This is a genomic window from Ramlibacter sp. GCM10027632, assembly GCF_042675325.1.
GTDB lineage: Bacteria > Pseudomonadota > Gammaproteobacteria > Burkholderiales > Burkholderiaceae_C > Ramlibacter.
Genome location: NZ_JBHTGW010000001.1, coordinates 434,699 through 460,912 on the forward strand (window position 1 = coordinate 434,699; position 26,214 = coordinate 460,912).

At 73.2% G+C, this 26,214-nt stretch carries 25 protein-coding genes; 20 read left to right on the top strand and 5 right to left on the bottom strand.

The features are described 5' to 3' along the window. Window positions 1-62 precede the first annotated feature (62 nt). The 9 genes from ACFQZY_RS01925 to ACFQZY_RS01965 all read left to right on the top strand — a co-directional run bounded on the left by ACFQZY_RS01925 (window position 63) and on the right by ACFQZY_RS01965 (window position 8,769). Complete coding sequence (locus tag ACFQZY_RS01925) at window positions 63-1,559, top strand: sulfatase-like hydrolase/transferase (protein ID WP_377411910.1); 1,497 nt, start codon at window positions 63-65, stop codon at window positions 1,557-1,559. 45 nt (window positions 1,560-1,604) lie between these two features. Next, window positions 1,605-2,387: a formylglycine-generating enzyme family protein gene (locus tag ACFQZY_RS01930; RefSeq protein WP_377411912.1), complete on the top strand. Its 783-nt coding sequence runs from the start codon at window positions 1,605-1,607 to the stop codon at window positions 2,385-2,387. A gap of 21 nt (window positions 2,388-2,408) precedes the next feature. After that, window positions 2,409-3,059 (top strand): TetR/AcrR family transcriptional regulator, encoded by a 651-nt coding sequence (locus ACFQZY_RS01935; RefSeq protein WP_377411913.1) that lies wholly within the window; start codon window positions 2,409-2,411, stop codon window positions 3,057-3,059. A 164-nt stretch (window positions 3,060-3,223) separates the two neighbouring features. Continuing rightward, window positions 3,224-3,778 carry a TRAP transporter small permease gene (locus ACFQZY_RS01940; RefSeq protein ID WP_377411915.1) on the top strand — a complete coding sequence of 185 codons (555 nt, stop codon included), beginning with the start codon at window positions 3,224-3,226 and terminating at the stop codon, window positions 3,776-3,778. Next, window positions 3,775-5,055 carry a TRAP transporter large permease subunit gene (locus ACFQZY_RS01945; RefSeq protein WP_377411918.1) on the top strand — a complete coding sequence of 427 codons (1,281 nt, stop codon included), beginning with the start codon at window positions 3,775-3,777 and terminating at the stop codon, window positions 5,053-5,055. The genes ACFQZY_RS01940 and ACFQZY_RS01945 overlap by 4 nt, the downstream gene beginning before the upstream one ends. A gap of 28 nt (window positions 5,056-5,083) precedes the next feature. Beyond that, entirely contained in the window at window positions 5,084-6,091 is a 1,008-nt protein-coding gene (locus ACFQZY_RS01950) for a TRAP transporter substrate-binding protein (RefSeq protein ID WP_377411920.1), read from the top strand. Window positions 6,092-6,096: 5 nt separating this feature from the next. Continuing rightward, window positions 6,097-6,978, top strand: coding sequence for a shikimate dehydrogenase (locus ACFQZY_RS01955; protein WP_377411923.1), 882 nt, complete (start codon window positions 6,097-6,099; stop codon window positions 6,976-6,978). 32 nt (window positions 6,979-7,010) lie between these two features. Then, window positions 7,011-7,880, top strand: coding sequence for a VOC family protein (locus ACFQZY_RS01960; protein ID WP_377411927.1), 870 nt, complete (start codon window positions 7,011-7,013; stop codon window positions 7,878-7,880). A gap of 7 nt (window positions 7,881-7,887) precedes the next feature. Then, a complete protein-coding gene (locus ACFQZY_RS01965; RefSeq protein WP_377411930.1) occupies window positions 7,888-8,769 on the top strand; it encodes a sugar phosphate isomerase/epimerase family protein in 882 nt (293 codons plus the stop codon). Between the two features lie 76 nt (window positions 8,770-8,845). Here ACFQZY_RS01965 and ACFQZY_RS01970 read toward each other — a convergent pair whose 3' ends face one another. The 3 genes from ACFQZY_RS01970 to ACFQZY_RS01980 all read right to left on the bottom strand — a co-directional run bounded on the left by ACFQZY_RS01970 (window position 8,846) and on the right by ACFQZY_RS01980 (window position 11,416). Then, window positions 8,846-9,334 carry a hypothetical protein gene (locus tag ACFQZY_RS01970; protein WP_377411932.1) on the bottom strand — a complete coding sequence of 163 codons (489 nt, stop codon included), beginning with the start codon at window positions 9,332-9,334 and terminating at the stop codon, window positions 8,846-8,848. Between the two features lie 190 nt (window positions 9,335-9,524). Beyond that, window positions 9,525-10,430 (bottom strand): site-specific tyrosine recombinase XerD, encoded by a 906-nt coding sequence (gene xerD, locus ACFQZY_RS01975; RefSeq protein WP_377411935.1) that lies wholly within the window; start codon window positions 10,428-10,430, stop codon window positions 9,525-9,527. A 14-nt stretch (window positions 10,431-10,444) separates the two neighbouring features. Beyond that, a complete protein-coding gene (locus ACFQZY_RS01980) occupies window positions 10,445-11,416 on the bottom strand; it encodes a tripartite tricarboxylate transporter substrate binding protein BugE (protein ID WP_377411937.1) in 972 nt (323 codons plus the stop codon). Window positions 11,417-11,513: 97 nt separating this feature from the next. Between ACFQZY_RS01980 and ACFQZY_RS01985 the strand changes: the two genes are divergently transcribed. Then, window positions 11,514-12,431, top strand: a complete 918-nt coding sequence (locus ACFQZY_RS01985; protein ID WP_377411940.1) for an AEC family transporter — start codon at window positions 11,514-11,516, stop codon at window positions 12,429-12,431. Here the strand turns inward: ACFQZY_RS01985 and queG are convergent. Next, window positions 12,420-13,478, bottom strand: a complete 1,059-nt coding sequence (gene queG, locus ACFQZY_RS01990; protein WP_377412618.1) for a tRNA epoxyqueuosine(34) reductase QueG — start codon at window positions 13,476-13,478, stop codon at window positions 12,420-12,422. The two genes, ACFQZY_RS01985 and queG, sit on opposite strands and share 12 nt — an antisense overlap. 27 nt (window positions 13,479-13,505) lie before the next feature. Between queG and tsaE the strand changes: the two genes are divergently transcribed. Continuing rightward, window positions 13,506-13,997 carry a tRNA (adenosine(37)-N6)-threonylcarbamoyltransferase complex ATPase subunit type 1 TsaE gene (gene tsaE, locus ACFQZY_RS01995; protein ID WP_377412620.1) on the top strand — a complete coding sequence of 164 codons (492 nt, stop codon included), beginning with the start codon at window positions 13,506-13,508 and terminating at the stop codon, window positions 13,995-13,997. Next, window positions 13,994-15,325 carry an N-acetylmuramoyl-L-alanine amidase gene (locus tag ACFQZY_RS02000; RefSeq protein ID WP_377411942.1) on the top strand — a complete coding sequence of 444 codons (1,332 nt, stop codon included), beginning with the start codon at window positions 13,994-13,996 and terminating at the stop codon, window positions 15,323-15,325. Before tsaE ends, ACFQZY_RS02000 begins: the two co-directional genes overlap by 4 nt. A gap of 6 nt (window positions 15,326-15,331) precedes the next feature. Here ACFQZY_RS02000 and ACFQZY_RS02005 read toward each other — a convergent pair whose 3' ends face one another. After that, window positions 15,332-15,988: a DedA family protein gene (locus tag ACFQZY_RS02005; RefSeq protein WP_377411944.1), complete on the bottom strand. Its 657-nt coding sequence runs from the start codon at window positions 15,986-15,988 to the stop codon at window positions 15,332-15,334. A gap of 84 nt (window positions 15,989-16,072) precedes the next feature. On the opposite strand from ACFQZY_RS02005, the gene mutL reads away from it, so the two are divergent. The 8 genes from mutL (at window position 16,073) to ACFQZY_RS02045 (ending at window position 26,168) form a co-directional block, all read left to right on the top strand. Beyond that, window positions 16,073-17,959 carry a DNA mismatch repair endonuclease MutL gene (gene mutL / locus ACFQZY_RS02010; protein WP_377411946.1) on the top strand — a complete coding sequence of 629 codons (1,887 nt, stop codon included), beginning with the start codon at window positions 16,073-16,075 and terminating at the stop codon, window positions 17,957-17,959. 33 nt (window positions 17,960-17,992) lie between these two features. After that, complete coding sequence (locus ACFQZY_RS02015; protein ID WP_377411948.1) at window positions 17,993-18,850, top strand: alpha/beta hydrolase; 858 nt, start codon at window positions 17,993-17,995, stop codon at window positions 18,848-18,850. 44 nt (window positions 18,851-18,894) lie between these two features. Beyond that, a complete protein-coding gene (locus tag ACFQZY_RS02020) occupies window positions 18,895-20,127 on the top strand; it encodes a multidrug effflux MFS transporter (protein ID WP_377411950.1) in 1,233 nt (410 codons plus the stop codon). Next, the gene (miaA, locus tag ACFQZY_RS02025; protein WP_377411953.1) at window positions 20,120-21,136 is read left to right on the top strand and encodes a tRNA (adenosine(37)-N6)-dimethylallyltransferase MiaA; all 1,017 of its coding nucleotides are present in this window, start codon (window positions 20,120-20,122) and stop codon (window positions 21,134-21,136) included. Before ACFQZY_RS02020 ends, miaA begins: the two co-directional genes overlap by 8 nt. Continuing rightward, on the top strand, window positions 21,133-21,795 hold the full coding sequence (locus ACFQZY_RS02030; RefSeq protein ID WP_377411955.1) for an ABC transporter ATP-binding protein: 663 nt from the start codon (window positions 21,133-21,135) through the stop codon (window positions 21,793-21,795). The genes miaA and ACFQZY_RS02030 overlap by 4 nt, the downstream gene beginning before the upstream one ends. A 90-nt stretch (window positions 21,796-21,885) precedes the next feature. After that, window positions 21,886-22,389: a hemerythrin domain-containing protein gene (locus ACFQZY_RS02035; protein ID WP_377411956.1), complete on the top strand. Its 504-nt coding sequence runs from the start codon at window positions 21,886-21,888 to the stop codon at window positions 22,387-22,389. 45 nt (window positions 22,390-22,434) lie between these two features. Further along, window positions 22,435-25,110 (top strand): ABC transporter permease, encoded by a 2,676-nt coding sequence (locus tag ACFQZY_RS02040; RefSeq protein WP_377411958.1) that lies wholly within the window; start codon window positions 22,435-22,437, stop codon window positions 25,108-25,110. Then, window positions 25,110-26,168, top strand: a complete 1,059-nt coding sequence (locus tag ACFQZY_RS02045; protein WP_377411960.1) for a lipocalin-like domain-containing protein — start codon at window positions 25,110-25,112, stop codon at window positions 26,166-26,168. The genes ACFQZY_RS02040 and ACFQZY_RS02045 overlap by 1 nt, the downstream gene beginning before the upstream one ends. The last annotated feature ends 46 nt before the right edge of the window (window positions 26,169-26,214 follow it).

Sequence of the window (26,214 nt, forward strand, 5' to 3'; positions counted from 1 at the left end):
ACCTCGCGTACACATCCACCGCTTGCTCTCGATACTTTCATTGGACATCATCGGGCTCACCGATGAACCCGAACAACAAGCTGCGGGCCGCCCTGCGCGCCGCCCTCCTGTTCGCCGGCACCTACCTGCTGCTCGCCATCGCCAGCGCCGCGCGATGGCTGCAGCGGCACTTCGGCACGGTCGACATCGACCAGTTCCTGTTCCACCTCCAGCAACGCAGCGCCGGCCTGCTCTCGGGCGACACCACCCTGGTGCGCAGCGCCCTGCGCAACATCGTCGCCGCGCCGGTGGCCTACGCCGCCCTCGCTATCGCGCTCGCCTGGGCCCTGGGCCGCTGGCGGCGCACCGCGCCGGCCGTGCGCCGCCTGCTCGCGCTCTGGCGCCATCCGCTCGGCCAGGCCGGCGCGTTCTGCATGGTCACCGCCTGGGCGGGGCTGTCCACCCTGGCCTGGCACCCGCAGGACCTCGAGCGCCGCGACTGGATCGCCGAACTCCACCGCCCGCCGGAGCGCCTGGTGGCGCCGGCGCGCAAGCCCAACCTGCTGCTGGTCTACGCGGAGTCGCTGGAGGCCACCTACGACACGCCGGCCTTCCCCGAGCGGCTGCTGGCGCCGCTGGAGCTGCCCGGGTTCGGCGGGCACAGCATCTCGTTCGGCGACTTCCAGCAGGCCGCGGGCACCGGCTGGACGATCGCGGGCATCGTCGCCTCGCAGTGCGGCCTGCCCCTCAAGCCCCTGGGCTTCATGGGCCGCAACGACCTGGGCGAGGCCGCCCCCGCCTTCCTGCCCGGGGCCGACTGCCTGGGCGACGTGCTGGCGCGCCACGGCTGGCACAACGTCTTCCTCAATGGCGGCTCGCTCGCCTTCGCCGGCAAGGGGCGGTTCCTCTGGAACCATGGCTACCACGCCGCCTTCGGCCTCGAGGACTGGCAACAGCTCGCGCCGCACGCCCACACCAATGCCTGGGGCCTCGACGACGACGACCTGTTCACGCAGGCCCTCGGCCAGCTGCGCGCCCTGGTCGCGGCCGGGAAGCCCTTCAACCTCACGCTGCTCACGGTGGGCATGCACCCCCCGCGCGGCTTCCTCGCGCCCAGCTGCCCCGGCGTCCATGGCGACATGCGCGACGCGGTGGCCTGCACCGCCCGCCTGCTCGCCGGCTTCCTCGAGGACGCGCGGCGCGAGGGCCTGCTGCGCGACACCCTCGTCGTGGTCATGGGCGACCACCTGGGCATGCACAGCGAGCTCTCGCCGCGCCTGCAGCAGGCCCGCCACCGGCGCATCTACAACCGGATGTTCAACGCGCCGGCGCTGGCCCCCAACCGCGACGCCATCAACCACTTCGACATGCTGCCCACGGTGCTCACCGCGCTGGGCTTCGACCTCGGCGGCGGCCGCTTCGCACTCGGCTGCGCCGCCCTCGGGCCGGTGGACTGCCAGTCGCTCACGCAGGACCTGCAGGCCGACGCCAAGTTGCGCATGCGTTCGGCCTTCTACGAGGCGCTGTGGGGCCTGCCGGACGGCCGCGGCGCCGCCGTGGCGATCCACCCCGAGCCGTGAGGTCATGTCCATGCCGCTAGATTGGCGGCCATGGCCCTTCCTCGCTTGACCCCCTCCCCTGCGGCCCTCGGGCCGCTGGCCCGCCTCGCGGTCACCCTGGCCGTCGCGGCGCTCCTGGCGCCCGCCGCGGGCCGCGCCTCGCCCGGCACCGAGACCCCGATGCAACGCATCGGCGATCGTTTCGAGATCGACCGCACCGAGGTCACGATCGGCCAGTTCCGCCGGTTCGCTCAGGCCACCGGCTTCACGAGCCAGGCCGAGCGCGCCGGCGGCGGCAGCACCTTCGAGGGCGGCTGGGTCCAGCGCCCGGGCTGGACCTGGCGCGCGCCCTACGGCAGCCCCGGCGACGACCGCGAGCCCGCGGTGCACCTGACCTTCGACGAGGCGCGCGCCTTCTGCCGGTGGGCCGGCAAGCGCCTGCCCACCGACGCCGAGTGGATGGAGGCGGCCTACACCGAGCGCCGCGCGCAACCCGCGCCCGGATTCGTCGCCGGCCGCACCTACCCCTACCCCACCGGCGATTCGCCGCAGGGCGCCAACTGCGCCGAAGGCTGCGGCGACCCGCCCACGGTGCTCGCGCAGCCCCGCCAGGCCACCTCGCGCGGGCGCGGCCACGCTCTGGCCGGCAGCACCCGAGCCGGGGTCAACGGCCTGCACGAAATGGCGGCCAATGTCTGGGAATGGACCGACGACGGCAGCGCCTCGCCCGAGCGCCCCACCCGCGGCGGCTCCTGGTGGTACGGGCCGGCGCAGATGCACCGGGAGCACCTGCAGTCCAAGCCGCGCGGCACCGCCGTGGTCTACATCGGCTTGCGCTGCGCGCGCTGAGAAGCGCATACACTCCGCGGAATGAACCGAACGGTACATTCCGCCAAGCCCCCCGGCCGGACCAACGACCCGGAGCGCACGCGGGCCGACATCGTCGAGGTGGCCACGCGGGAGTTCTCGGAGAAGGGCCTGGCCGGCGCCCGCATCGACGACATCGCCGAGGCCATGCGCACCAGCAAGCGCATGATCTACTACTACTTCGGCAGCAAGGAGGGCCTGTACCTCGCGGTGCTCGAGGACGTGTACGCACGCATGCGGCACATCGAGAGCGAGCTGCACCTCGAGGACCTCCCGCCCGAAGGCGCCTTGCGCAAGCTGGTCGGCTTCACCGTCGACTACCAGCTGGCCCACCCCGAGTTCATCCGCCTCGTCATGAACGAGAACATGCTGCGCGGCGAATACCTGCGCCAGAGCAAGATCATCCAGCGCCTGAACGTGCCGGCGATCGAGGGCCTGCGCGACGTCCTGGACCGCGGCCAGCGCGAAGGCGTGTTCCGCGCCGGCATCGACCCGGTGGAACTGCACGCGGCGATCAGCGCGCTGTCCGTGTTCAACGTGGCCAACCGCCACACCTTCGCCCTCCTGTTCGACCGCGACCTCGACACCGCCGCCTCGGTCGTGGCGCGCCGGGACAACATCGTCGAGATGATCGTGCGCTTCGTGCGCAAGTAGGCCGCGCGCCTGCCGCAGCCCGGGACCGCGGACACGGCCTTGCGGATTACGGGTTTTCCCTCATCCCTCAAAACTAACCGGTTCGTACATTACCGGCTGGCCGCCGGATCCCCCCGTGGCCGGAATGCCGCCATCCCGAGCGGAGCCAGGAGACGCGAGAGAGCATGCTCAATTCCCTGATCGACAAATACTGTCGCCTGCTCGGCGTGGCCATGGTGGCCTGCCTGGCTGTCATGGTGGCGCTGGTGTTCGGCAACGTCGTGTTGCGCTACGCCTTCAATTCGGGCATTTCCCTGTCCGACGAACTCTCGCGGTGGCTGTTCGTGTGGATGACGTTCATGGGCGCCGTGGTCGCCCTGCACGAGCACAGCCACCTGGGCACCGACTTCCTGGTCGCCCGCCTGCCCGTCTGGGGCAAGAAGCTGTGCCTGGGCCTGGGCCAGTGCCTGATGCTGTTCGTGACCTGGCTCCTGTTCAAGGGCGCGCTGGACCAGGTGCGCATCAACCTGGAAACCACCAGCGCGGTGATGGAGGCGCCCGTGGCCTGGTTCTATGGCTGCGGGGTGCTGTTCGCGGTCTCCGCCGCCGTGGTGCTGGTGCTGGACCTGTGGCGCCTGCTCACCGGCCAGGTCGCCGACAAGGACCTCATCGCCATCCGTGAATCCGAGGAGGAGGGCCTCGAGGAATTCGCCCCCGAGGCCCTGGAGAAAAAACAATGACCATCGCCGTCTTCCTCGGCGCCCTCCTGGGCACCATGGCCCTGGGCATCCCGATCGCCTTCGCGCTGCTGCTCACGGGCGCCGCCCTGATGTGGCACCTGGACATGTTCGACGCGCAGATCCTGGCGCAGAACGTCATCAACGGCGCCGACAGCTTCCCGCTGCTGGCCGTCCCCTTCTTCATGCTCGCCGGCGAGGTCATGAGCGTGGGCGGCCTGTCGCGCCGCATCATCAACCTGGCCATGGCCCTGGTGGGCCATATCAAGGGCGGCCTGGGCTATGTGGTGATCATCGCCGCCTGCCTGCTGTCCGCGCTGTCCGGTTCCGCCGTGGCCGACGCCGCGGCGCTCACGGCGCTGCTGCTGCCGATGATGAACGCCGCCGGCCACGACAAGACCCGCTCCACCGGCCTGATCGCCGCGTCCGCGGTGATCGGCCCGATCATCCCGCCCTCGATCGGCTTCGTGATTTTCGGCGTGGCCGCCAACGTTTCCATCTCCAAGCTGTTCCTGGCCGGCATCTTCCCGGGCCTGTGCCTGGCGCTGGCACTGTGGGTCACCTGGTGGTGGATGGTGCGCAAGGAGGACGTCACCGCCCCGCCGCGCAAGTCGGGCGCCGAGGTGATGTCGGCGCTCAAGGAGTCCACCTGGGCGCTGGTGCTGCCGGTGATCGTGGTGGCCGGCCTGAAGTTCGGCGTGTTCACGCCGACCGAGGCCGCGGTCGTCGCCGCCGTCTACGCGCTGCTGGTGTCCACCCTGGTCTACCGCGAGCTGGGCCTGAAGGACCTGTACCGCGTGTTCCTGGCCGCGGCCAAGACCACCGCCGTCGTGATGTTCCTGGTGGCCGCCGCCATGGTGTCGGCCTGGCTGATCACGGTGGCCCAGCTGCCGGCCCAGATCGTGGCGCTGCTGCAGCCCTTCATGGACAACCCCAAGCTGCTGATGCTGGCCATCATGATCCTCACGATGATCGTGGGCACCGCGCTGGACATGACGCCCACCATCCTGATGCTGACCCCGGTGCTGATGCCCGTGGTCAAGGCCGCCGGCATCGACCCGGTCTACTTCGGCGTGGTGTTCATCATCAACAACTCCATCGGCCTGGTCACCCCGCCGGTGGGCACCATCCTGAACACCGTCGCCGGCGTCGGCAAGGTGTCGATGGACCAGGTGACCAAGGGCGTCGTGCCCTTCATGGTCGCCCAGTTCGCCATCCTGTTCCTGATGATCCTGTTCCCCGAGATCGTCACCGTCCCCGCCCGTTGGCTCGCCAACTGATTCCCGTTCCCCGAGATCCAGACATCCCATGAAGCGCTTCTTCATCAAGACCCTCGTCGCTGCAGCCACCCTCGCCGTCGCCGGCGGCGCCCTCGCGCAGGACATCAAGGACCGCACCATCAAGCTCGGGCAGCAGAACCCCAAGGGCCACCCCCTGGTGATGGGCGCCGAGAAGTTCGCCGAGATCGTGGCGGCCAGGTCGGGCGGCAAGATCAAGGTCAACCTGTTCCCCGGCGGCGTGCTGGGCGGCGACGCGCAGACCGTCTCCGCCGTTCAGGGCGGCACCGTCGAAATGACCGTGCTGAACTCGGGCATCCTGGCATCGCAGGTCAAGGACTTCGAGATCTACGACTTCCCCTTCCTGTTCGCCAGCCCGCGTGAGGCCGACGCCGTGGTCGACGGCGCCTTCGGCCAGAAGCTGCACGCCAAGCTCGCCGACAAGAACATCGTCGGCCTGGCCTACTGGGAGCTGGGCTTCCGCCAGCTGACCAACTCCAAGCGCCCGATCAACAAGGTCGAGGACATCGAGGGCCTGAAGCTGCGCGTGATCCCCAACGCCATCAACCTGGACTGGGTCAAGGCCCTGGGCGCCAACCCGACCCCGCTGGCCTTCCCCGAGCTGTACGCCGCCCTGGAGCAGAAGGCCGTCGACGGCCAGGAGAACCCGGTCTCGGTGATCCTGGCGAACAAGTTCGCCGAAGTGCAGAAGCACCTGGCCCTGACCAACCACCAGTACAACCCGCAGTCGGTCATCATCTCCAAGAAGTTCTGGGACACCCTCTCGGCCGCCGAGAAGAAGATCCTCCAGGACGCCGCCGTCGAAGCCGGCGCGTTCCAGCGCAAGACCTCGCGCGACCTCGCCGCCGCCCAGCTGGCCGACCTGAGGAAGGCCGGCATGCAGGTCACCGAACTGCCCGCCGCCGAAGTGGCCAAGCTGCGTGACAAGATGAAGCCGGTGATCGACAAGCACTCGGCCTCCGTGGGCGCCGCCGTGGTGCAGGAAGTCCAGGCCGAACTGGCCAAGCTGCGCAAGTGAGCATCGTGAGCGCTTCGACCGCCCACCCCGCCACCGCCGGCAAGATTCTCCTGGGCCTGATCGGCTCGGGGATCCAGCGCTCGCTCACCCCTTCGATGCAGGAGGAGGAGGCGCGTGCCCAGGGCCTGCGGGCCCACTACCAGCTGATCGACCTCGACGTCACCGGCAGCAGCGTGGAGCAGCTGCCCACGCTGATCGCCGCGGCACGGCTCATGGGCTACGCCGGCCTGAACATCACCTACCCGTGCAAGCAGGCGGTGATCCCGCTGCTGAACGACCTGTCCGACGAGGCGCGGGCCATGGGCGCGGTGAACACCGTCGTCTTCAAGGACGGCAAGGCCGTCGGCCACAACACCGACGGCTGGGGCTGGGCCTGGGGCTTCCAGCGCACCCTGCCCGATGCCGACCTGGGCTGCGTGGTCCTGCTCGGCGCCGGCGGCGCGGGCTCGGCCATCGCCCATTCGGTGCTGCGCCTGGGCGCGAAGAAGCTGCGCATCGTCGACGCCGACGCGCCCCGGGCCCAGGCCCTGGCGCAGTCGCTGAACGCGCTCTATGGCGAGCGCGCCGAGGGCCTGGCCGACGTGGCCGCGGCCACCGAGGGCGCCACCGGCCTGATCCACGCCACGCCCACCGGCATGGACAAGCTGCCCGGCCTGCCGCTGCCGGCCGACCTCCTCAAGCCCTCGATGTGGGTCTCGGAGATCGTCTACTTCCCGCTGGACACCGCGCTCCTGAAGGAAGCCCGCGCGCGCGGCTGCCGCACCTGCGACGGCGGTACCATGGCCGTCGGACAGGCGGTGGGAGCCTTCGAGCTGTTCACCGGCCTGAAGGCCGACCCGCAACGCATGCAGGCGCATTTCCGCAGCCTCATCGCGCAGCGAGACTGAGTCACTCACCGCATCTGACCGGAGACCCCGAGATGGACATGAACCGCGAGGCCCTGCCCGACCAGCCCAACCCCCTGGGCCTGGAGGGCATCGAATTCATCGAGTACGCCACCCTGCGCCCGCAGGCGCTGGGCCAGGTGCTCGAGACCATGGGCTTCCGCCCGGTGGCCCGCCACCGCTCGCGCGAGATCACGCTGTACCGCCAGGGCCGCATGAACCTCGTGGTCAATGCCCATCCCGACGACGCGCGCGCCAGCGCCACGGAGGGCGGCCACCCGGTGCTGTCCGCCGTGGCCTTCCGCGTGCACGACGCCCGCGCCGCCCATGCCCGCTGCCTCGAGCTCGGCGCCTGGGAGACGCCCTCGCACGCCGGCGCGATGGAGCTGAACATCCCCGGCATCCGCGGCCCGGGCGGCGCCTACTACATGTTCATCGACCGCTGGCGCGACTTCTCCGTCTACGACATCGACTTCGTGCCGATCCCCAGCGTCGACATGAATCCCCCCGCCATCGCCGACCTGACCTGGTTCGGCGTGGTGCAGTACATCGGCCTGGACCGCAGCGCCGACTGGATCTCGTTCTACGAGCGCCTGTTCGGCTTCATCAGCATCCCCGACGACCAGCGCTATGGCGTGATGCCCGCGGGCAAGCTGATGCAAAGCCCGTGCGGCCAGTTCATGTGGCAGCTGATCGAGCCTGACAGCATCGACGACGACGACGAGCGCGAGCTGCTGCAGCGGGTCGGCCTGGGCACGCCCGACGTGGCCGCCGCCGTCGCCGCGTTGCGCGCGCGCGGCGTGCAGTTCGTGGACTCCGCGCAGCTGCACCCGGACGACCGCGGCGCCCTGACCCGCACCCAGCTCGGGTCGGTGGCGTTCGAGCTGGTCCACCGCACTGCCTGAGGCCGCCATGCAGCGACGCATCAACGGCTTCGGCATGGACACCATCACGCTGGCGGGCCCGCTCGAGGCCAAGCTGGAGGCCATGCGCGAGGCGGGCTTCTCGCAGGTGATGCTGATGGCGCGCGACCTGGTGGGCCACCCCGGCGGCGTGGAGGCGGCGGTGCGCGCGGTGCGCGAGAGCGGCCTGCGCCCCACCGGCTTCCAGGTGCTGCGTGACTTCGAGGGCCTGTCGGGCCACCTGCACGGCTACAAGATCGACATCGCCAAGGCGATGCTGGAGATGTGCGCAGCCACCGGCTCGCGCGTGCTCCTGGCCTGCTCCTCGACCTCGCGCCATGCCTCGCAGGACCTGGACGACATCGCCCGCGACCTGCGCAAGCTGGCCACGCTGGCCATCCCCTTCGGCATCAAGGTGGCCTACGAGGGCCTCTCGTGGGGCCGCACGGTCAACGAGTTCACCACGGCCTGGGAGGCGGTGCTGCGCGCCGACTGCCCGAACCTCGGCCTGGGCATCGACTCCTTCCACATCTTCGCGGCCAAGACGCCGATGGCGGCCATCGACGACCTGGACCCGGAGCGCATCTTCCTGGTGCAGCTGTCGGACTTCATGTGGAACGAGACGCCGACCTTCGAGGAGCGCATGACCACCGCGCGTACCTTCCGGGTCTTCCCCGGCGAGGGCGTGCACAGCGACGACCTGGCCGACCTGGTACAGCGCCTGCACCGACTGGGCTACCGCGGCGACTACAGCTTCGAGGTCTTCAACGACGACTACCAGCAGCTGCCGCTGCCGGTGGTGGCCGAGCGCGCGCGCCGCAGCGCGCTGTGGCTGGCCGAGGACGTGCTGCGCCTGCCGCGGCCGCTGCCGGCGTGGACGCGGGGCGCCTGAGCGCCTGAGCGTGACGCGCCCGGGCGCCAGGCCCGGGCCCTCGAGGGCCGCCAAGGCCTGCCACCGCCGAGGCCCCTCAGGGCCGCTTCAGCACCGCCGGTGCGAGTCCGGTGGGGTAGCCGTCCGCACCCACCGGCTGCGGCAGCGCCACCCGCAGGAACCCGGCGTCGTCCACCCCGAGCAGCGACTTGCGCGCAGGCAGGTCGGCAGCGGACTCGATCACTTCATCGAGCACCACGCCGTCGATCTCGCGGGTGGGCCCCAGCAGCTGCACGTGCCAGGCCGCCTCCGGCAAGCCGGTGCCGGCGCCCTGGCAGCCGGCGACCTCGAAGCGGATGGCGCGGTAGGTGGCGCGCAGCACCGTGTCGCTCACGCGCTCGAAGGTGCGCAACTCGTCGAAGGACGGGCCGGCGGCGGTGTCGCGGCAGCCATGCCAGACGCCGGCGTACTTGCGGCTCACCTCGGGGGCGACGGCGGACCGGCCCGAGGGCTCGACGCCGCCGCCACCGCAGGCCGACAGGAAGGCCGCGGCGCACAGCGCGGCGAAGGACAGACGTGGGGTCATGGAAATCCTCCTTGATGGACTGGCGCCACCGCAGGGGGCGCGGCGGCGCGCGATTGTTCGGCGAGGGGGTCTTCCGATGGCTGTCGGCCGGCGGGGATGCGGGTCGGGCGGGACGGGCGGCGCGCCGGGGACCGGGGCGCGGCGCCAGCGGCCCGCGCGCGCCACGCGCCGGCCGGAGTGGCGGCGGCCGTCAGCCGCGCGGGTGGTGCCGGGCGTGCAGCTGCTTGAGCCGCTCGCGCGCCACGTGGGTGTAGAGGGTGGTGGTGGAGATGTCCGCGTGCCCCAGCAGCATCTGCACTGCGCGCAGGTCGACCCCGTGATTGAGCAGGTGGGTGGCGAAGGCATGCCGCAGGGTGTGCGGCGACAGCGGCGCGGTGATGCCGGCCGCCTGGGCGTGCTTCTTCACGAGGACCCAGAACATCGCCCGGGTCATGCCCGCGCCGCGCGCGGTGACGAACAGGTCGTCGGTGGCCTGGCCGGCGAGGATCTCGCCGCGCGCCTGGTCGAGGTACCGCACCAGCCAGTCATGCGCCACCTCGCCGAAGGGCACCAGCCGCACCTTCGCGCCCTTGCCCAGGACGCGCACCACCTGCTCGCCCAGGCTGACGTCCAGCACCTTCAGCGTGACCAGCTCGCTCACGCGCAGGCCGCTGGCGTACATCAGCTCCAGCATCGCGCGATCGCGCAGGCCCAGGGGCGTGTCGGTGTCGGGCGCGGCCAGCAGGGCCTCCACCTGGGCCTGGGTGAGGGTGCGCGGCACCCGCGCCAGGCGCTTGGCGTTCTCCAGCTGCAGGGTGGGGTCGGCGGCCACCAGGCGCTCGCGCAGGGCCCAGCGGAAGAACCGGCGCAGCACCGCGAGGCGGCGGTTGGCGGAGGTGGCCTTGGTGGTCGCGTGGCGGGCCGAGAAGTAGGCGTCGAGGTCGGCCTTGCCGCAGGCCAGCAGGGCCTGGCCGCGCCCGCGCAGCCAGCGGTCGTACAGGGTGAGGTCGCGCCGGTACGCCGCCAGCGTGTTCCGCGACAGGCCCTCCTCCAGCCAGAGGGCGTCGACGAACTGGTCGATGGCCGGGTCGGGCGTGGCGCCCGCGGGAGCGTCCACGCTCGGCGCCGCGCTCAATCCAGCTTCAGCTTCGCGGTGTCGACGACCTTCTTGTACACCTCGAATTCGGCCTTGATCTGCTGCGTGAATTCGGCGGGCGAGTTGGCGACGACCAGCGAGCCGGTGTCCTCGATGCGCTTGCGCACCGCCGGGTCCTGCAGGGCCTTCACGGTGCCGGCGTGGACCTTGTCGACCACGTCCTTGGGCAGGCCCTTGGGACCGAGGATGCCGTAGTACGCCATGCGGTTCACCGGCTCCAGGCCCAGCTCCTTGAAGGTGGGCACGTTGGGCATGGCCGCCACGCGCTGGGGCGCGGCCACCGCGATGGCGATGAGGCGGCCTTCCTTGATGAAGGGCAGCGCCGAGGGCAGGTTGTCGAAGATGATCGGCACCTGGCCGGCCACGGTGTCGTTCAGGGCCGGGCCCGCGCCGCGGTACGGGATGTGGGTGACGAAGGCGCCGGTCAGGCTCTTGTACAGCTCCATCTGCAGGTGGCCGATGCCGCCGGTGCCGGAGGAGGAGTACGAGTACTTGCCCGGGTTCTTCTTCAGCTCGGCGAGGAAGGCCTTGTGGTCCTTGCCCGGGAAGGTGGGGTGCACCGCGATCACGTTGGGCGTGGCCGCGATGTTGATGATGGGCGTGAAGTCGGTCAGCGGGTTGTACGGGATCTTCGGGTTGATCGCCGGGTTGGCCGCGGTGGTGGACACGGTGGCCACGCCGAGGGAGTAGCCGTCGGGCGCGGAGCGGGCCGTCTCGGTGGCGCCGATCACGCCGCCGCCGCCCGCCTTGTTCTCCACCACCACGCTCTGGCCCAGGGCCTTGCCCAGGGGGTCGGCGATGGTGCGCGCCACGATGTCGGTGGTGCCGCCAGGGGCGAAGGGCACCACCAGCTTGACGGGCTTGGTCGGGTAGGCCTGCGCGAGGGCGGAACCGGCGGACAGGGCCAGCGAGGCGGCGGACAGGGCCAGGACGTGACGGCGTTGCATGAACTCTCTCTCCTTCTTGCAGAACGGGATGTCGTTGAACGACGGATCAACGAGCATGTTAATCCTTCCGGAGCGGGGTGCTTGATATCCTCGCAGGGTGAATTTCTTCCAGCTGCTGTTTCCCGATTTCTCCCTGATCCTGTGCGGCTGGCTGGTGTGCCGCTACACCGCGCTCGATCGCACCGTCTGGCAACAGGCCGAGGCGCTGGTCTACTACTTTCTCTTTCCCGTCCTCCTGTTCCAGTCCATCGTGCGCAGCCCGCTGGACCTGGGCGCGGCCTCCAGCCTGATCGGCGCGGGCGTGACGCTGGGGCTGGCCGGGATCGCCCTGGCCTACGTGCTGCCGTGGGTGCCGGTGATCGGCCGCCACATCGACCGGCACGACCATGCGGGCGCCGCGCAGGTGGCCTTCCGCTTCAACTCCTTCATCGCCCTGGCGCTGGCCGAGCGCGTCGCCGGGCCGAAAGGGCTGCTGTCGATCGCGGTCCTGATCGGCATCTGCGTGCCCATGTTCAACATCGGCGCGGTGTGGCCGATGGCGCGGCGCTCGGGCGCGCACTTCGGCGGCGCCCTGCTGCGCAACCCGCTGATCGTCGGCACCGGCTCGGGTCTGGCGGCGAACCTGCTGGGGTTCACCCTCCCGGCCTGGATCGAGCCGGCGGTCACCCGCATCGGCGCCGCCTCGCTGGCCCTGGGCCTGATGGCCGCGGGCGCCGGCATGCAGTTCGGCTCGCTGGCCCGCGGCAAGGTGCTGGCCGCGAGCATCCTGGGCATCCGGCACTTCGTGCTGCCGGTGCTGGCGCTGCTGATCGCGCGCGCCTTCAGGCTGGATGCCAACCAGACCGCGGTGCTGCTGATGTTCTCGGCCCTGTCCACCGCCTCCAGCTGCTACGTGCTGGCCGCGAAGATGGGCTACAACGGGCCCTACGTGGCGGCCCTGGTCACGCTGTCCACGCTGCTGGCGGCGGCGAGCCTGCCGTTCGCGCTGGGCGTGCTGCCGATGCTAGGCCGCTGAGGCCGGCGGCGGCACCTGCGCCAGCGCCCACGCCACCTGCTCGCGCACCACCGCGTCGGGGTGGTCGGCATGCGCGGCCAGCGCGGCGCGCAGCGCCGGGTCGTCGGCCTGGCGCAGGGCGTTGCCCGCGGCCAGGGCCGCGTTGCGGATCCAGCGCGCGTGGCCGATGCGGCGGATCGGGCTGCCCTCGGTGCGGCGCAGGAACGCGGCCTCGCTCCACCCGAGCAGCGCCGCCAGGCCCTGGCCGGCCAGGCCCTCGCGCGCGTCGAAGTCCGGCAGCGCGCTGCGCACCGCGAACTTGTTCCAGGGGCAGGCGAGCTGGCAGTCGTCGCAGCCGTAGATGCGGTTGCCGATCGCCGCGCGCAGCTCGTGCGGCACCGGGCCCGCATGCTCGATGGTCAGGTAAGAGATGCAACGGCGCGCGTCCACCACGCCCTCGGCCACGATGGCCTGCGTCGGGCAGATGTCCATGCAGGCGCGGCAGCTGCCGCAGTGCGCGGAGGCGGCCGGCGACTCGGGCAGGGCGATGTCCAGGTAGATCTCGCCCAGGAAGAACATCGAGCCGGCCTCGCGGTGCAGCACCAGCGTGTGCTTGCCGCGCCAGCCCAGGCCGCTGCGCGTGGCCAGCTCGGCCTCCAGCACCGGCGCGGAGTCGGTGAACACGCGGTGGCCCAGCGGGCCGACCCGCTGCGCGATGCGCTCGGCCAGCTTCTGCAGGCGCGCGCGCAGCACCTTGTGGTAGTCCCGCCCGCGGGCGTAGAGGGAGACGATGCCCTCGCCCGGGCGGCGCAGGCGCTCGAACTCGATCGCCTGCCAGCCCTCGGGCGTGGCGCGCGGCAGGTAGTCCATGCGCGCGGTGAGCACGCTCACCGTGCCCGGCACCAGTTCGGCGGGACGGGCGCGGCGCAGGCCGTGGGCGGCCATGTAGCCCATCTCGCCGTGGAAGCCGCGCGACAACCACGCCAAAAGCCCGGGTTCCGCCGAGGAAAGATCGATACCGGCCACGCCGATTTGGGAAAATCCGAGCTCGCGGGCCCACTGCCCGATCTCCGATACGAGCGAAGGACCCTCCCACTGACTGCTGCCGAACGTCACGCGCCGATTGTAGGAAGCCCCCTCGCCCTGCGCTGGGCCAGCGAGGAGGACACGCTGGCCTTCGCCCGCCGGCTGGCCGCGCGCCCCGCCATCCGCCAGGCCTTCATCGAGCTGCGCGGCGACCTGGGCGCCGGCAAGACCACCTTCGTGCGCCACCTGCTGCGAGCGCTGGGCGTGCAGGGCCGCATCAAGAGCCCCACCTACGCGGTGGTCGAGCCGCACGAGGCGCCGGGCCTGTCGATCTGGCACTTCGACTTCTACCGCTTCGACGACCCGCGCGAGTGGGAGGACGCGGGCTTTCGCGACGTCTTCGCCAGCCCCGGCCTGAAGATCGCCGAGTGGCCGGACAAGGCCGGCGAGGTGCTGCCCCCGCCGGACCTGGTCATCGACATCACCGCGCAGCCCGACGACACCCGCACGGTCGCCGTGACCGCGGGCACCGCCACCGGGCAGGAGCTGCTCGCGCCATGACGGTGAGCCGCCGCGACCTGCTCCAGGCCGGCTCGCTGGTCCTGCTGCTCGGCGCCCACCAGATCGCGCGCGGCGCCGGCATCCTGGCCGTGCGGCTGTGGCCGGCGCCCGACTACACCCGCGTCACCATCGAGTCCGACGCGCCGCTGGCCACCCGCCTGACCCAGGTGCCCAGCCCGCCGCGGCTGGCGGTGGACATCGAGGGCATCGAGCTGAACCCGCAGCTGCGCGAGCTGGTGGCCAAGGTCAAGCCCGACGACCCCTACATCGCCGGCATCCGCGCGGGCCAGTTCGCGCCCGGCGTGGTGCGGCTGGTCATCGACCTGAAGCAGGCCGCCCTGCCCCAGGTGTTCAACCTGCCGCCGGTGGCGGCCTACGCCCACCGGCTGGTGCTGGACCTCTACCCCACCCGGCCGGTGGACCCGCTGGAGCAACTGATCGCCGAGCGCCTGCGCGAGGTGGCGCCCGCGATGGCGGCCGCCTCCGCCCCGGCGCCCGACCCGCTGGGCGAGCTGATCGCCAGCCGGGGCCAGCGCGCCGGGGCCAGCGCGCCGGCCGCGGCCGCCCCGGCCCGCGCCGCGGCCCCCGCGGTGGCGGCCAAGACCGACCGCCTGATCATCGTCGCCCTGGACCCGGGCCACGGCGGCGAGGACCCGGGCGCCATCGGACCCGCCGGCACCCGCGAGAAGGACGTGGTCCTCAGCGTGGCCCAGCGCCTGCATGACCGCATCAACGCCACGACCATCAACGGCAACCCGATGCGCGCCTTCCTCACCCGCGACGCCGACTTCTTCGTGCCGCTGCACGTGCGCGTGCAGAAGGCGCGGCGCGTGCAGGCCGACCTGTTCGTGAGCATCCACGCCGACGCCTTCATCACCCCCACCGCCCGCGGCGCCAGCGTGTTCGCCCTGAGCGAGAGCGGGGCCTCGAGCACCGCGGCGCGCTGGCTGGCGAACAAGGAGAACCAGGCCGACCTGATCGGCGGGGTCAACGTGAAGACGCAGGACGCCCACGTGGCCCGCGTGCTGCTGGACATGAGCACCACCGCGCAGATCAACGACAGCCTGCGCCTGGGCGGCGCCATGCTCGGCGAGATCGGCCAGGTCGGCCGGCTGCACAAGCCGCGCGTGGAGCAGGCGGGCTTCGCGGTGCTCAAGGCGCCGGACATCCCCAGCGTGCTGGTGGAGACGGCCTTCATCTCCAACCCGCAGGAGGAGCAGCGCCTGCGCAGCGAGGCCTACCAGGAGCAGCTGGCCGATGCGCTCATGAAGGGCATCCTTCGCTACTTCGCGGCGAACCCGCCGCTGGCGCGCACCCGCACCGTCTGAGGCCGCTCAGGCCGACGCGCCGTCGCGGTGCGCCCGGCGCGCCCGCCAGGCCCCGGCCAGCGCGATCAGGCCGGGGATGAAGATCATGGCCCAGATGATCTTGTCCAGGTTCGCCTTGACCCAGGGCAGCCCCCCGAGGAAGTAGCCCGCCGTGCACAGGCCCACCACCCAGACCACCGCCCCGGCCACGTTGTAGGCGGTGAACTTGGAGCGGCTCATCTCCGCCACCCCCGCCACGAAGGGCGCGAAGGTGCGGATGAAGGGCAGGAAGCGCGCGATCACGATGGTGATGCCGCCCCACTTCTCGTAGAACGCGTGGGCCTGCAGGAAGGCCTGCCGGTTGAAGAACCGGGACTGCTCCCACTGGAACACCTTGGGCCCGAGGTAGCGGCCGATCGCGTAGTTGCACTGGTCGCCCAGGATGGCGGCCACCAGCAGCACCGCCATGGCCAGGGACAGGTCCATGAAGCCCAGCCCGCACAGCGCGCCGGTCACGAACAGCAGCGAGTCGCCGGGCAGGAAGGGCATCACCACCAGCCCGGTCTCGACGAAGACGATGAGGAACAGGAGGGCGTAGACCCAGGCGCCGTAGTCCCTCACGAAGGCCTCCAGGTAGCGGTCCACGTGCAGGATGAAGTCGATCAGGAAGGCGGCGTATTCCATCGGCGGCGATTATCGCCGCCCACCTGGGGGCGGGCCCTCGGATCGCCCGGCGGGCCCTGCGACGGCACACCCTAGAATTCCCCGGTGAACGCCGTGCTCTCCCCCACCCAACGCCGCCCCATCCGTGAACTGCCCGACGAGCTGATCTCGCAGATCGCCGCCGGCGAGGTCGTCGAGCGCCCGGCCTCGGTGGTGCGCGAGCTCGTGGACAACGCGCTGGACGCCGGCGCCACCCAGGTCACCGTGCGCCTGGCGGGCGGCGGCGTGCGGCTGGTCAGCGTGGAGGACGACGGCTGCGGCATCCCGCGCGGCGAGCTGGCGGTGGCCCTCAAGCGCCACGCCACCAGCAAGATCGGCTCGCTGGCCGACCTCGAGGCGGTGGGCACCATGGGCTTTCGCGGCGAGGCGCTGGCCGCCATCGCCTCGGTCTCGGAGATGAGCCTGCTCTCGCGCACCGAGGGCGAGGCCACGGCCTTCCTGCTGGACGCCCGCAGCGGCGAGCTGCGTCCCGCGGCCCGCGCCACCGGCACCACGGTGGAAGTCAAGGAGCTGTTCTTCTCCACCCCGGCGCGCCGCAAGTTCCTCAAGACCGACGCCACCGAGCTGGCCCACTGCATCGAGGCCGTGCGCCGCCACGCGCTGGCGCGGCCCGAGGTGGGCTTCGCCATCTGGCACGAGGGCAAGCTGGTCGAGCAGTGGCGCGCCGCCGACTCGGCGGACCAGCGCATGGCCGATGTCCTGGGCCGCGACTTCCTCACCGAGAGCGTGGCCGTGGCCTGGCAGGCCGGCCCGCTGCGCGTCACCGGCCGTGCCGGCGTCCCCGACGCCGCGCGCTCGCGCGCCGACCACCAGTTCGCCTACGTCAACGGCCGCTACGTCCGCGACAAGGTGCTGGCCCACGCGGTGCGCAGCGCCTACGAGGACGTGCTGCACGGCCAGCGCCAGCCGGTCTACGTGCTCTCGCTGGCCATCGACCCGCAGCAGGTGGACGTGAACGTCCACCCCACCAAGATCGAGGTCCGCTTCCGTGACGGCCGCGCCGTGCACCAGGTCGTGCGCCATGCGGTCGACGCCGCCCTGGCGGCGCCGCGCGCGGCGCTGGCCGCGCAGATGGCGCAGACGGCGCAGGCCGCAGCGCAGGCTCCGCTGGATGACGCCGCCGGCGCGCCGTCCTCCGGCGCCCGCGCCCAGCCCGAGCCCCCGCGCTGGTCGCAGCCCTCCATGGCCTTCGAGCGCCGCCCCGACCCGGTGGGCCAGCCCGTCTCCGACCTGGGCCTGCTGTGGCAGCCCTCCGCGGCCCCGCGCGAGGCACCCTCCACGGCCTTCGCCGCCGAGGCGCCCGCCGCCTTCGCCCCCGCCGCGCCCCTGCCCGAGGGCGACTGGCCCCTGGGCCGGGCGATCGCGCAGCTGCATGGCGTCTACATCCTGGCGGAGAACCGCCAGGGGCTGGTCGTGGTCGACATGCACGCGGCGCACGAGCGCATCGTCTACGAGAAGCTCAAGTCCCAGCTCGGCGACGGCGAGGGCCGCGCCCTGGCCAGCCAGCCCCTGCTGATTCCCGCCACCTTCGCCGCCACCGCGCAGGAGGTGGCCACCGCGGAGGCCAGCGCCGACACGCTGCACACCCTCGGCCTGGAGGTCACGCCGATGTCCGCGAAGACCCTGGCCGTGCGCGCCGTGCCCACCAGCCTGGCCCAAGGCGACGCGGTGGAACTCGCGCGCAGCGTGCTGGCCGAACTGTCGCAGCACGACGCCACCACCGTGGTCCAGCGCGCCCGCAACGAGATCCTGGCCACCATGGCCTGCCACGGCGCGGTGCGCGCCAGCCGCCGCCTCACCCTGGAGGAGATGAACGCCCTGCTGCGCCAGATGGAGCAGACCGAACGCTCCGACCAGTGCAACCACGGCCGCCCCACCTGGCGCCAGCTCTCGATGCGCGAGCTGGATGCCCTGTTCCTGCGCGGTCGCTGAACTTCCGGCCGCGGCGGCGATCAGCTCCTGATCATGAAACGCTGGCTCCTGCTCGCCGCGCCCCTGCTGGCCGGCGTCCTGTCCTTCGGCTGCGCGACGCTCGACGAGCGCCAGCGCGAATGGATCTTCCAGCCGTCCGACCGCGCCTGGCCCGGCACCGCCCACCTGGCCGAGGGCCTGCAGGATGTCTGGATCGACCTGCCCGGCGCGGACCCGGCGGCCGGTGCGGCCGCCGCGCCGCCGCGCCTGCACGCCCTCTGGCTGGAGGCCGACGCGCCGCGCGAGGGCCGCCCGGTGCTGCTGTACCTGCATGGCGCCCGCTGGAACGTGGTGGGCTCCGCCGCCCGCATCCGCCGGCTGCAGTCCCTGGGCTTCGCGGTGCTGGCCATCGATTACCGCGGCTTCGGCCGCAGCACCGCCGCCCTGCCCTCCGAGGACACCGCCTACGAGGACGCCCGCGCCGCGTGGGACTGGCTGGCCCGCCAGCACCCGGGCCGCCCGCGCTACATCTTCGGCCACTCGCTGGGCGGGGCCATCGCCATCGACCTCGCCGCCCGGGTGGACGACGAGGCCGGCACCATCGTCGAGGGCACCTTCACCTCCATCCCCGACGTGGTGGCCAGCTTCCGCTGGGGCTGGCTGCCGGTGGGGCCGCTGATCACGCAGCGCTTCGAGTCGGCGGCCAAGGTCTCGCGCATCGGCTCGCCGCTGCTGGTGGTGCATGGCAGCGAGGACCGCCTGATCCCCGCCGACCTGGGCCGCCGCCTGTACGAGGCCGCCCCGGGCCGCAAGCGCTTCGTGCTGGTCGAGGGCGGCTCCCACCACAGCACCATGGCCGTGGGCCTGGCGCAGTACCGCGAGGCGCTGGGCGAGCTGTTCAGCCTGCGTTGACCCGGCGCAAGGGCGCCGCCGGGCCTTCTGCTACCCTCGACCGGATGCCCGCCCCCTCCCGCGCCGCCATCGGCGAGACCCACGCCATGACGCCGCACCTGGTGGTGATGCTGGTGTCCATGCTCCTGGGCTCCCAGGCCATCGCCACCGACCTGTACCTGCCCGCCCTGCCGAGCCTGACCGAGGCCTTCGGCGCCGGCGTGGCCCAGGCCCAGCTCACGCTCACCGGCATGCTGCTGGCCTTCGGCCTCTCGCAGCTCGCCTGGGGCCCGCTGTCCGACCGCTTCGGCCGCCGCCCGATCCTGCTGGCGGGCCTGTCCCTCTTCACCCTGGCCTCGGCCGGCTGCGCCCTGGCCGGCTCGATGCAGGCCCTGGTGGGCTGGCGCATCCTCCAGGGCGCGGCGCTGGGCGCCGGCGTGATGGTGGCGCGCGCCATGGTGCGCGACGTGTTCCAGCCGGTGGAGGGCGCGCACATGATGTCCAAGGCCATGACCGGCCTGGGCGCCATCGCCTGCCTCACCGGGCCGGTGGGCGGCCTGCTGGTGGACCTGGCGGGCTGGCGCGCGCTGCTGGGCCTGGTCTCGGCCTTCGGCGCCCTGATCCTGGCGGTGGTCGCCTGGCGCTTCGAGGAGACCCTGGGCCCCGCGAGCCGCGCGCCGCTGCACCCCGCGGCCATCGCGCGCAGCTGGGGCGCGATCCTGCGGCACCGGGGCTTCCAGGCCAACGCGGCCCTCTCGACCGCCACCTTCGCCGCCCTGCTGACGTTCCTCGCCGCCTCGCCCTTCGTGCTGATGAAGGTGCTGGGCCTGTCGCGGCTGCAGTTCGGCCTGTGCATGTTCAGCATGTCCAGCCTCTACATCGCCGGCACCTTCCTGTGCCGGCGGCTGCTCGCGCGCCTCGGGCTGCGGCGCACGGTGGCCATCGGCGGGGCCCTGGCGCTCACCGGCGGCACGGCCATCGGCGTGCTGGCGCTCGCGGGCGTGCAAGGCCTGTGGGCGATCCTCGGGCCGTTCTGGCTGATCGCCCTGTCGCACGGCATCAACCAGCCCTGCGGCCAGAGCGGCTCGGTCGCGCCCTTCCCGCAGTCCGCCGGCGCGGCCTCGGCCCTCAACGGCTTCCTCATGACCTGCGCCGCCTTCGTCACCGGCGGCTGGATCGGCGCGCACCTGGACGGCACGGTCTTCGCCCTCACGAACACCCTGTGGTTCTGGACCGCGGTGGTCGCCGCCGTCGCCTGGACGGGGATGCAGCGCCACGGCGAGGCGCGCCATGCCTGACACGCCCGCCCGCGGCCCGGTGCCCGCCGCCACGCCCGGCCCGCTGCCCGGCGCTGCACCCGGCGCGGCGCCGCCCTTCGTCGCCCTGGCCGGCCCCACCGCCTCGGGCAAGTCGGCGGCGGCCCTGGCGATCGCGCGCATCCGCCCCGTCGAGATCGTGAGCGTCGACTCGGCGCTGGTGTACCGGGGCATGGACATCGGCACCGCCAAGCCCGCGCCCGATGAACTGGCGCAGGCGCCGCACCACCTGGTCGACATCCGCGACCCGGCGCAGGCCTACAGCGCCGCCGAGTTCGCCGCCGACGCGGGCCGCCTCATCGGCGAGATCCACGCGCGTGGCGCGCTGCCGGTGCTGGCCGGCGGCACGATGCTGTACTTCAAGGCCCTGTTCGAGGGCCTGTCCGCCATGCCCGCGGCCGACCCGCAGGTGCGCGCCGCGCTCGACGCGCAGGCCGCGCGCGAGGGCTGGCCGGCGCTGCACGCGCGGCTGGCGCAGGTCGACCCGGCCACCGCCCGGCGCCTCGCGCCGAACGATGCGCAGCGCATCCAGCGGGCGCTGGAGGTGTTCGAGGTCTCGGGCCGGCCCCTGTCCGACTGGCATGCCGGCGAGGCGCCCCGGGGCGGCCTCGCGCCGGCGCTGTTCATCTCGCTGGAGCCGGCCGACCGCGCCTGGCTGCACCAGCGCATCGCCCTGCGCTTCGACCAGATGCTGGAGGCGGGCTTCCTCGACGAGGTGCGCGCCCTGCGCGCGCGCGGCGACCTGCAGCCGGACCTGCCCGCCCTGCGCTGCGTCGGCTACCGCCAGGCCTGGGAGTGGCTGGACGCGCAGGACGCGGGGCGGCCCGTGCCGCTGTCCGTGCTGCGCGAGCGCGGCATCGCCGCCACCCGCCAGCTGGCCAAGCGCCAGCTCACGTGGCTGCGCGGCATGCCGCAGCGGCGCGTGGTCGCCTGCGACGCGCCGGGCGCGCTGGACGAGGTCCTGCGCCTGGCCGGGGGGCTGCCGGCATGACGGCGCCGGTGCTGCAGGTCGAGGGGCTGGCGCGCCGCTACGGCGAGTCGGTGGTGTTCTCCGGGGTGTCACTGCGGGTGCAGCGCGGCGAGTTCGTCGCCATCGTCGGCGAGTCGGGCGTGGGCAAGTCCACCCTGCTCAATTGCCTGGCCGGCCTGGACCATGGCGAGGCCGGCACGGTCACCCTGTGCGGCCACGACCTCGGCCGCGCCGGCGAGGAGCGCGGCGCGCTGCTGCGGCGGCGGCATGTCGGCTTCGTCTTCCAGGCGTTCCACGTGCTGCCCCACCTCGATGTGGCGCAGAACATCGCCCTGCCCCTGATGCTGCTCGGCGAGCCGCCGGCCACCCACGCGCCGCGCGTGCAGGCCATGCTCGAGGCCGTGGGCCTGGCGGGCCTGGGCGGGCGGCTGCCGCAGCAGCTCAGTGGGGGCCAGCTGCAGCGCGTGGCCATCGCGCGGGCCCTGGTGCACCGGCCCGACCTGCTGCTGGCGGACGAGCCCACCGGCAACCTCGACCCGGCCACCGCCGGGCGGATCATGGACCTGCTGGTGGCCCAGACCCGCGAGCACGACGCGGCGCTGGTGCTGGTCACGCACTCCGAAGGCGCGGCCCAGCGGGCGGACCGCGTCCTGCACCTCACGCCCGCGGGCTTCGCCTGAGGGCCTGTCCGACAGCATCGCCCGGCGCGGCCTGACGCCGGGCGGCACGGCGCGGGCTAGGGTGGCGGGCCGTCATCGAGGGAGATGCGCATGCCCACCCGAAGCAGCACCGCCAAGGATGCCTGCGACCTGCTCGACGCCGACCACCGCGCGGTCAGGAAGCTGTTCAAGGAATACGAGGAACTGGCCGGCTCGCGCGCCCGCGGCGCGGCGCAGCGCCGGCTCGGGCTGGCCCGCCAGGTGTGCCGCGAGCTGGTGGTGCATGCGCAGGTCGAGGAGGAGATCTTCTACCCCCGGCTGCGAGCGGTGATCCGCGAGGGCGCACTGCTCGACGAGGCCGAGGTGGAGCACCAGACGATGCGCGACCTGATCGGGCAGCTGCAGGCCATGGACACCGCCGACGATGCCTTCGACGCCCGCGTGAAGGTGCTGGGCGAGTACGTGGAGCACCATGTGAAGGAGGAGCGCTCGGACCTCTTCACCCGGGCCCGCGCCGCCCGCAAGCTGGACCTCGTCGCCCTGCGCGAGGAGATCGCGCAGCGCAAGGAGGCCCTGCTCGCCGAGCGGGAGGAGGCCGAGGCCACGACGGCCTGAGCCCTCAGCCCGCGGCCCCGGCCGGCCCGGCCACAATCGGGGGCGATGCTCGCCCTGCTCCGCACCTACTCCTGGCAGGAACTGCGCCACCACCCCTGGCGCAGCGCCGCCGCCGCCGTGGCCGTGATGCTGGGCGTGGCCCTGGCCTTCGCGGTGCACCTGATCAACGCGTCGGCCCTGAGCGAGTTCTCCAGCGCGGTGCGCTCGGTGAACGGGCAGCCCGACCTCGAGCTGCGCGCGGCGCAGGGCGGCTTCGACGAAGCCCTCTACGCGCGGGTCGCGGCGCACCCGCAGGTCACGCTGGCCAGCCCGGTGCTGGAGCTGGCGACGCTGGCGGCCACGCCTGCCACGCCTGCCACGCCTGCCACGCCTGCCACGCCTGCCACGCCTGCCACGCCTGCCACGCCTGCCACGCCTGCCACGCCTGCAGCGCCTGCAGCGCCTGCCGCACCCGCAGCACCCGCCGCGGAGGCCCCGCCGGCATCGTCCCCCGCGCCGTCGCCCGGCCCGCGCCGGCCGCTGCGCGTGCTGGGCGTGGACGCCCTGGTGCTGCCCACCATCGCCCCGGCCCTGATGCCGGTGCCCGCGCCCGGCGCGGACCGCTTCGCGCTGTTCGCGCCCGCCACCGTCTTCCTCAATGCCGCGGCGCGCCAGATGCTGCCCGGCGAGCGCGTGCAGCTTCAGGTGGGCCTGCGCCTGGTGGACCTGCGCGTGGCCGGCACCGTGGCCGCGGGCGGCGCCCCCCTGGCGGTGATGGACCTCGGCGCCGCGCAGGACCTGTTCGGGCGCGCCGGCCAGCTCACGCGCATCGACCTGCGCCTGGCCCCCGGCACCGCCCGCGACGCCTTCCTGCGCGACCTCGCCCTGCCCGCCGGCGTGGCGGCGGCCGAGCCCGGCGACGCCGCCGAGCGCGTGGGCAACCTCTCGCGCGCCTACCGCGTCAACCTCACCGTGCTGGCCCTGGTGGCGCTGTTCACCGGGGCCTTCCTGGTGTTCTCGGTGCTGTCCCTGAGCGTGGCCCGGCGCACCCAGCAGCTCGCGCTGCTCGGGGTGCTGGGGCTCACCGCGCGCCAGCGCCTGCGGCTGGTGCTGGCCGAATCCATGGCCCTGGGCGTGACCGGCAGCCTCGCCGGCCTGGCCCTGGGCACCGCCCTGGCCTGGCTGGCCCTGCGCGTGCTGGGCGGCGACCTGGGCGGCGGCTACTTCGCCGGCGTCGCCCCGCAGCTGCAATGGAGCACGGCGGCGGCGGCGGTCTACGGCCTGCTCGGCGTGGCCGCGGCCGCCGTCGGCGGCTGGCTGCCCGCGCGGCAGGCCGAGCGCCTGCCCCTGGCGCAGTCGCTCAAGGGCCTGGGCCAGGCCGCCGCGGGGGGCCGGTGCCACCTCGCCAGCCTAGCGCTGCTGGCCCTGGGCGGCGCGCTCGCCCTGCTGCCCCCCGTCGCCGGCATGCCGCTGGCGGCCTACTTCTCGGTGGCGCTGCTGCTGGTGGGCGGCATCACCGCCCTGCCCGGGGCAGTGGGCCTGGCCTACGACGCGCTCGCGCCGCGCCTGGCGCACCGGCTGCTGCCGCTGCTGGCGGTGGAGCGGGCCCGGCGCGTGCGCGAGAGCGCCGCGGTGGCGGTGAGCGGCGTGGTCGCCGCCCTGAGCCTGGCGGTGGCCCTGACGGTGATGGTGGCGAGCTTCCGCGACTCGGTCTCGCGCTGGCTGGACCAGGTGCTGCCGGCCGACCTGTACCTGCGCACCGCCGACGGCGCCGCCGCCGGCGAAGGCGCCTTCCTCGACCCGGCCTTCGTGCGCGACGCCGCGCAGGCGCCCGGCGTGGCCCGCCTCTCGACCCAGCGCCTGCGCACCCTGCTGCTCGACCCGGCCCTGCCCGCGGTGGCCCTGCTGGTGCGCCCGCTCGGCGAGGGCGGCCGCACGCTGCCGCTGCTGGGGGAGGCCCGGCCGGTGCCGCCGGGGCGCATCGGCGTCTACGTCAGCGAGGCGGTCGCCGACCTGCACGGCGCGCGGCCGGGGCAGGACTTCCCGCGCCTGTCCCAGGCCTTCGACGGCCGCCCCGCCTTCTTCGTCGCCGGCCTCTGGCGCGACTACGCGCGCCAGGGCGGCGCCCTGGTGGTGGACCGCGACGACTACCAGCGCCTGACCGGCGACACCGGCGTGAACGACCTGCTGCTGTGGCTCGCGCCCGGCGCCCGACCGGCCGAGGTGCAGGCCGGCCTGCGCGCGCTGGCCGAACGCCGCGGCACGCCCGGCGCGCTGCTGGACTTCGTCACCTCGCAGGACATCCGCGCCACCTCGCTGCGCATCTTCGACCGCAGCTTCGCCGTGACCTACTGGCTGCAGGCGGTGGCCATCGGCATCGGCCTGTTCGGCGTGGCCGCGAGCTTCAGCGCGCAGGTGCTGGCGCGGCGCAAGGAGTTCGGCCTGCTGCAGCACCTGGGCCTCACGCGCCGGCAGGTGCTGGCGGTGGTGGCCGGCGAGGGCGCGGCCTGGACCGCGATCGGCGCGGCCGCCGGCCTGGCCCTCGGGCTGGCGGTGGCGGTGGTGCTGGTGCACGTGGTCAACCCGCAAAGCTTCCACTGGACCATGGACCTGTTCATACCCTGGGCCCGCCTGCTCGCGCTGTGCGTGGCGGTGGTCGCCGCCGGCACGCTCACCGCCTGGCTGGCCGGCCGCGCCGCCGCCGGGCGCGACGCGGTGCTGGCGGTGAAGGAGGACTGGTGATGCGCCGCCGCGCCCTGCTCGCCCTGCTGGCCGCCGCCGGCCTGCCCCTGCCCGTCCCGGCCCTGCCCGCGCGCGCGCTGGTGTTCCCGCGGGACCACGGCGCCCACCCCGGGCTGCGCACCGAGTGGTGGTACATCACCGGCCAGGCCGCCTCGCGCCAGCGGGTCTTCGGCTTCCAGGTGACCTTCTTCCGCACCCGCGTCGACGCCGCGCAGCCGCTGTCCTCCGCCTTCGCCGCGAAGCAGCTGGTGTTCGCCCATGCCGCGGTCACCGACCTGCAGGGCCGCCGCCTGCTGCACGACCAGCGCATCGCCCGCGCCGGCTTCGGCATCGCCCAGGCCGCCGAGGACGACACCCGCCTGAAGCTGCGGGACTGGTCGCTGGCGCGCGCCGCCGACGGCAGCTACGCCGCGCGGCTGCCCGCCGCCGGCTTCGCCATCGACCTGCGCTTCACGCCGACGCAGCCGCTGCTGCTGCAGGGGCGGGCCGGCCTCTCGCGCAAGGGGCCGGAAGAACGCCAGGCGAGCTACTACTACAGCCAGCCCCAGCTGCGCGCGGCCGGCTCGCTGCGGCTGGACGGCGAGGCCTACGCGGTGGAGGGCCGGGCCTGGCTGGACCACGAGTGGAGCGAGGAGATCCTGCACCCGCAGGCCGAGGGCTGGGACTGGATCGGCATGAACCTGGACGACGGCAGCGCCCTCACCGCCTTCCGCCTGCGCCGCGCCGACGGCAGCGCGCTGTGGGACGGCGGCTCCTTCCGCGCCCCGGGCCGCGAGGCCCGCGCCTTCGAGGCCGGCCGCACCCGCTTCACGCCGGTGCGGCACTGGACCAGCCCGCTCTCCGGCGCGCGCTACCCGGTGGAGTGGGCGCTGGAGACGCCGGCCGGCGCCTTCCGCGTACGCGCCCTGCTCGACGAGCAGGAGCTGGACAGCCGGGCCTCCACCGGCGCGATCTACTGGGAGGGGCTGTCGGAGCTGCTCGACGCGAACGGCCGCGCCATCGGCCGCGGCTACCTGGAGATGACGGGCTACGCCAGCCGGTTGCAACTGGGCGGTTGACGGCCCGGACGGTGCCCGTGGCGGGCGTTACGTAGCGGGCTTCGTT

Excerpts from the sequence above, each read along its gene's own strand:
- ACFQZY_RS01935 (WP_377411913.1), top strand. The coding sequence starts at position 2,409 with ATGAACCGAACGGTACATTCCGCCAAGCCCCCCGGCCGGACCAACGAC.
- ACFQZY_RS02015 (WP_377411948.1), top strand. The coding sequence starts at position 17,993 with ATGAAACGCTGGCTCCTGCTCGCCGCGCCCCTGCTGGCCGGCGTCCTG.
- ACFQZY_RS01950 (WP_377411920.1), top strand. The coding sequence starts at position 5,084 with ATGAAGCGCTTCTTCATCAAGACCCTCGTCGCTGCAGCCACCCTCGCC.
- ACFQZY_RS02035 (WP_377411956.1), top strand. The coding sequence starts at position 21,886 with ATGCCCACCCGAAGCAGCACCGCCAAGGATGCCTGCGACCTGCTCGAC.
- ACFQZY_RS01970 (WP_377411932.1), bottom strand. The coding sequence starts at position 9,334 with ATGACCCCACGTCTGTCCTTCGCCGCGCTGTGCGCCGCGGCCTTCCTG.
- ACFQZY_RS02005 (WP_377411944.1), bottom strand. The coding sequence starts at position 15,988 with ATGGAATACGCCGCCTTCCTGATCGACTTCATCCTGCACGTGGACCGC.
- ACFQZY_RS02045 (WP_377411960.1), top strand. The coding sequence starts at position 25,110 with ATGCGCCGCCGCGCCCTGCTCGCCCTGCTGGCCGCCGCCGGCCTGCCC.
- ACFQZY_RS01940 (WP_377411915.1), top strand. The coding sequence starts at position 3,224 with ATGCTCAATTCCCTGATCGACAAATACTGTCGCCTGCTCGGCGTGGCC.
- ACFQZY_RS02040 (WP_377411958.1), top strand. The coding sequence starts at position 22,435 with ATGCTCGCCCTGCTCCGCACCTACTCCTGGCAGGAACTGCGCCACCAC.
- miaA (WP_377411953.1), top strand. The coding sequence starts at position 20,120 with ATGCCTGACACGCCCGCCCGCGGCCCGGTGCCCGCCGCCACGCCCGGC.
- ACFQZY_RS01960 (WP_377411927.1), top strand. The coding sequence starts at position 7,011 with ATGGACATGAACCGCGAGGCCCTGCCCGACCAGCCCAACCCCCTGGGC.
- ACFQZY_RS01945 (WP_377411918.1), top strand. The coding sequence starts at position 3,775 with ATGACCATCGCCGTCTTCCTCGGCGCCCTCCTGGGCACCATGGCCCTG.
- ACFQZY_RS02020 (WP_377411950.1), top strand. The coding sequence starts at position 18,895 with ATGCCCGCCCCCTCCCGCGCCGCCATCGGCGAGACCCACGCCATGACG.
- ACFQZY_RS02000 (WP_377411942.1), top strand. The coding sequence starts at position 13,994 with ATGACGGTGAGCCGCCGCGACCTGCTCCAGGCCGGCTCGCTGGTCCTG.
- ACFQZY_RS02030 (WP_377411955.1), top strand. The coding sequence starts at position 21,133 with ATGACGGCGCCGGTGCTGCAGGTCGAGGGGCTGGCGCGCCGCTACGGC.
- ACFQZY_RS01925 (WP_377411910.1), top strand. The coding sequence starts at position 63 with ATGAACCCGAACAACAAGCTGCGGGCCGCCCTGCGCGCCGCCCTCCTG.
- ACFQZY_RS01965 (WP_377411930.1), top strand. The coding sequence starts at position 7,888 with ATGCAGCGACGCATCAACGGCTTCGGCATGGACACCATCACGCTGGCG.
- ACFQZY_RS01980 (WP_377411937.1), bottom strand. The coding sequence starts at position 11,416 with ATGCAACGCCGTCACGTCCTGGCCCTGTCCGCCGCCTCGCTGGCCCTG.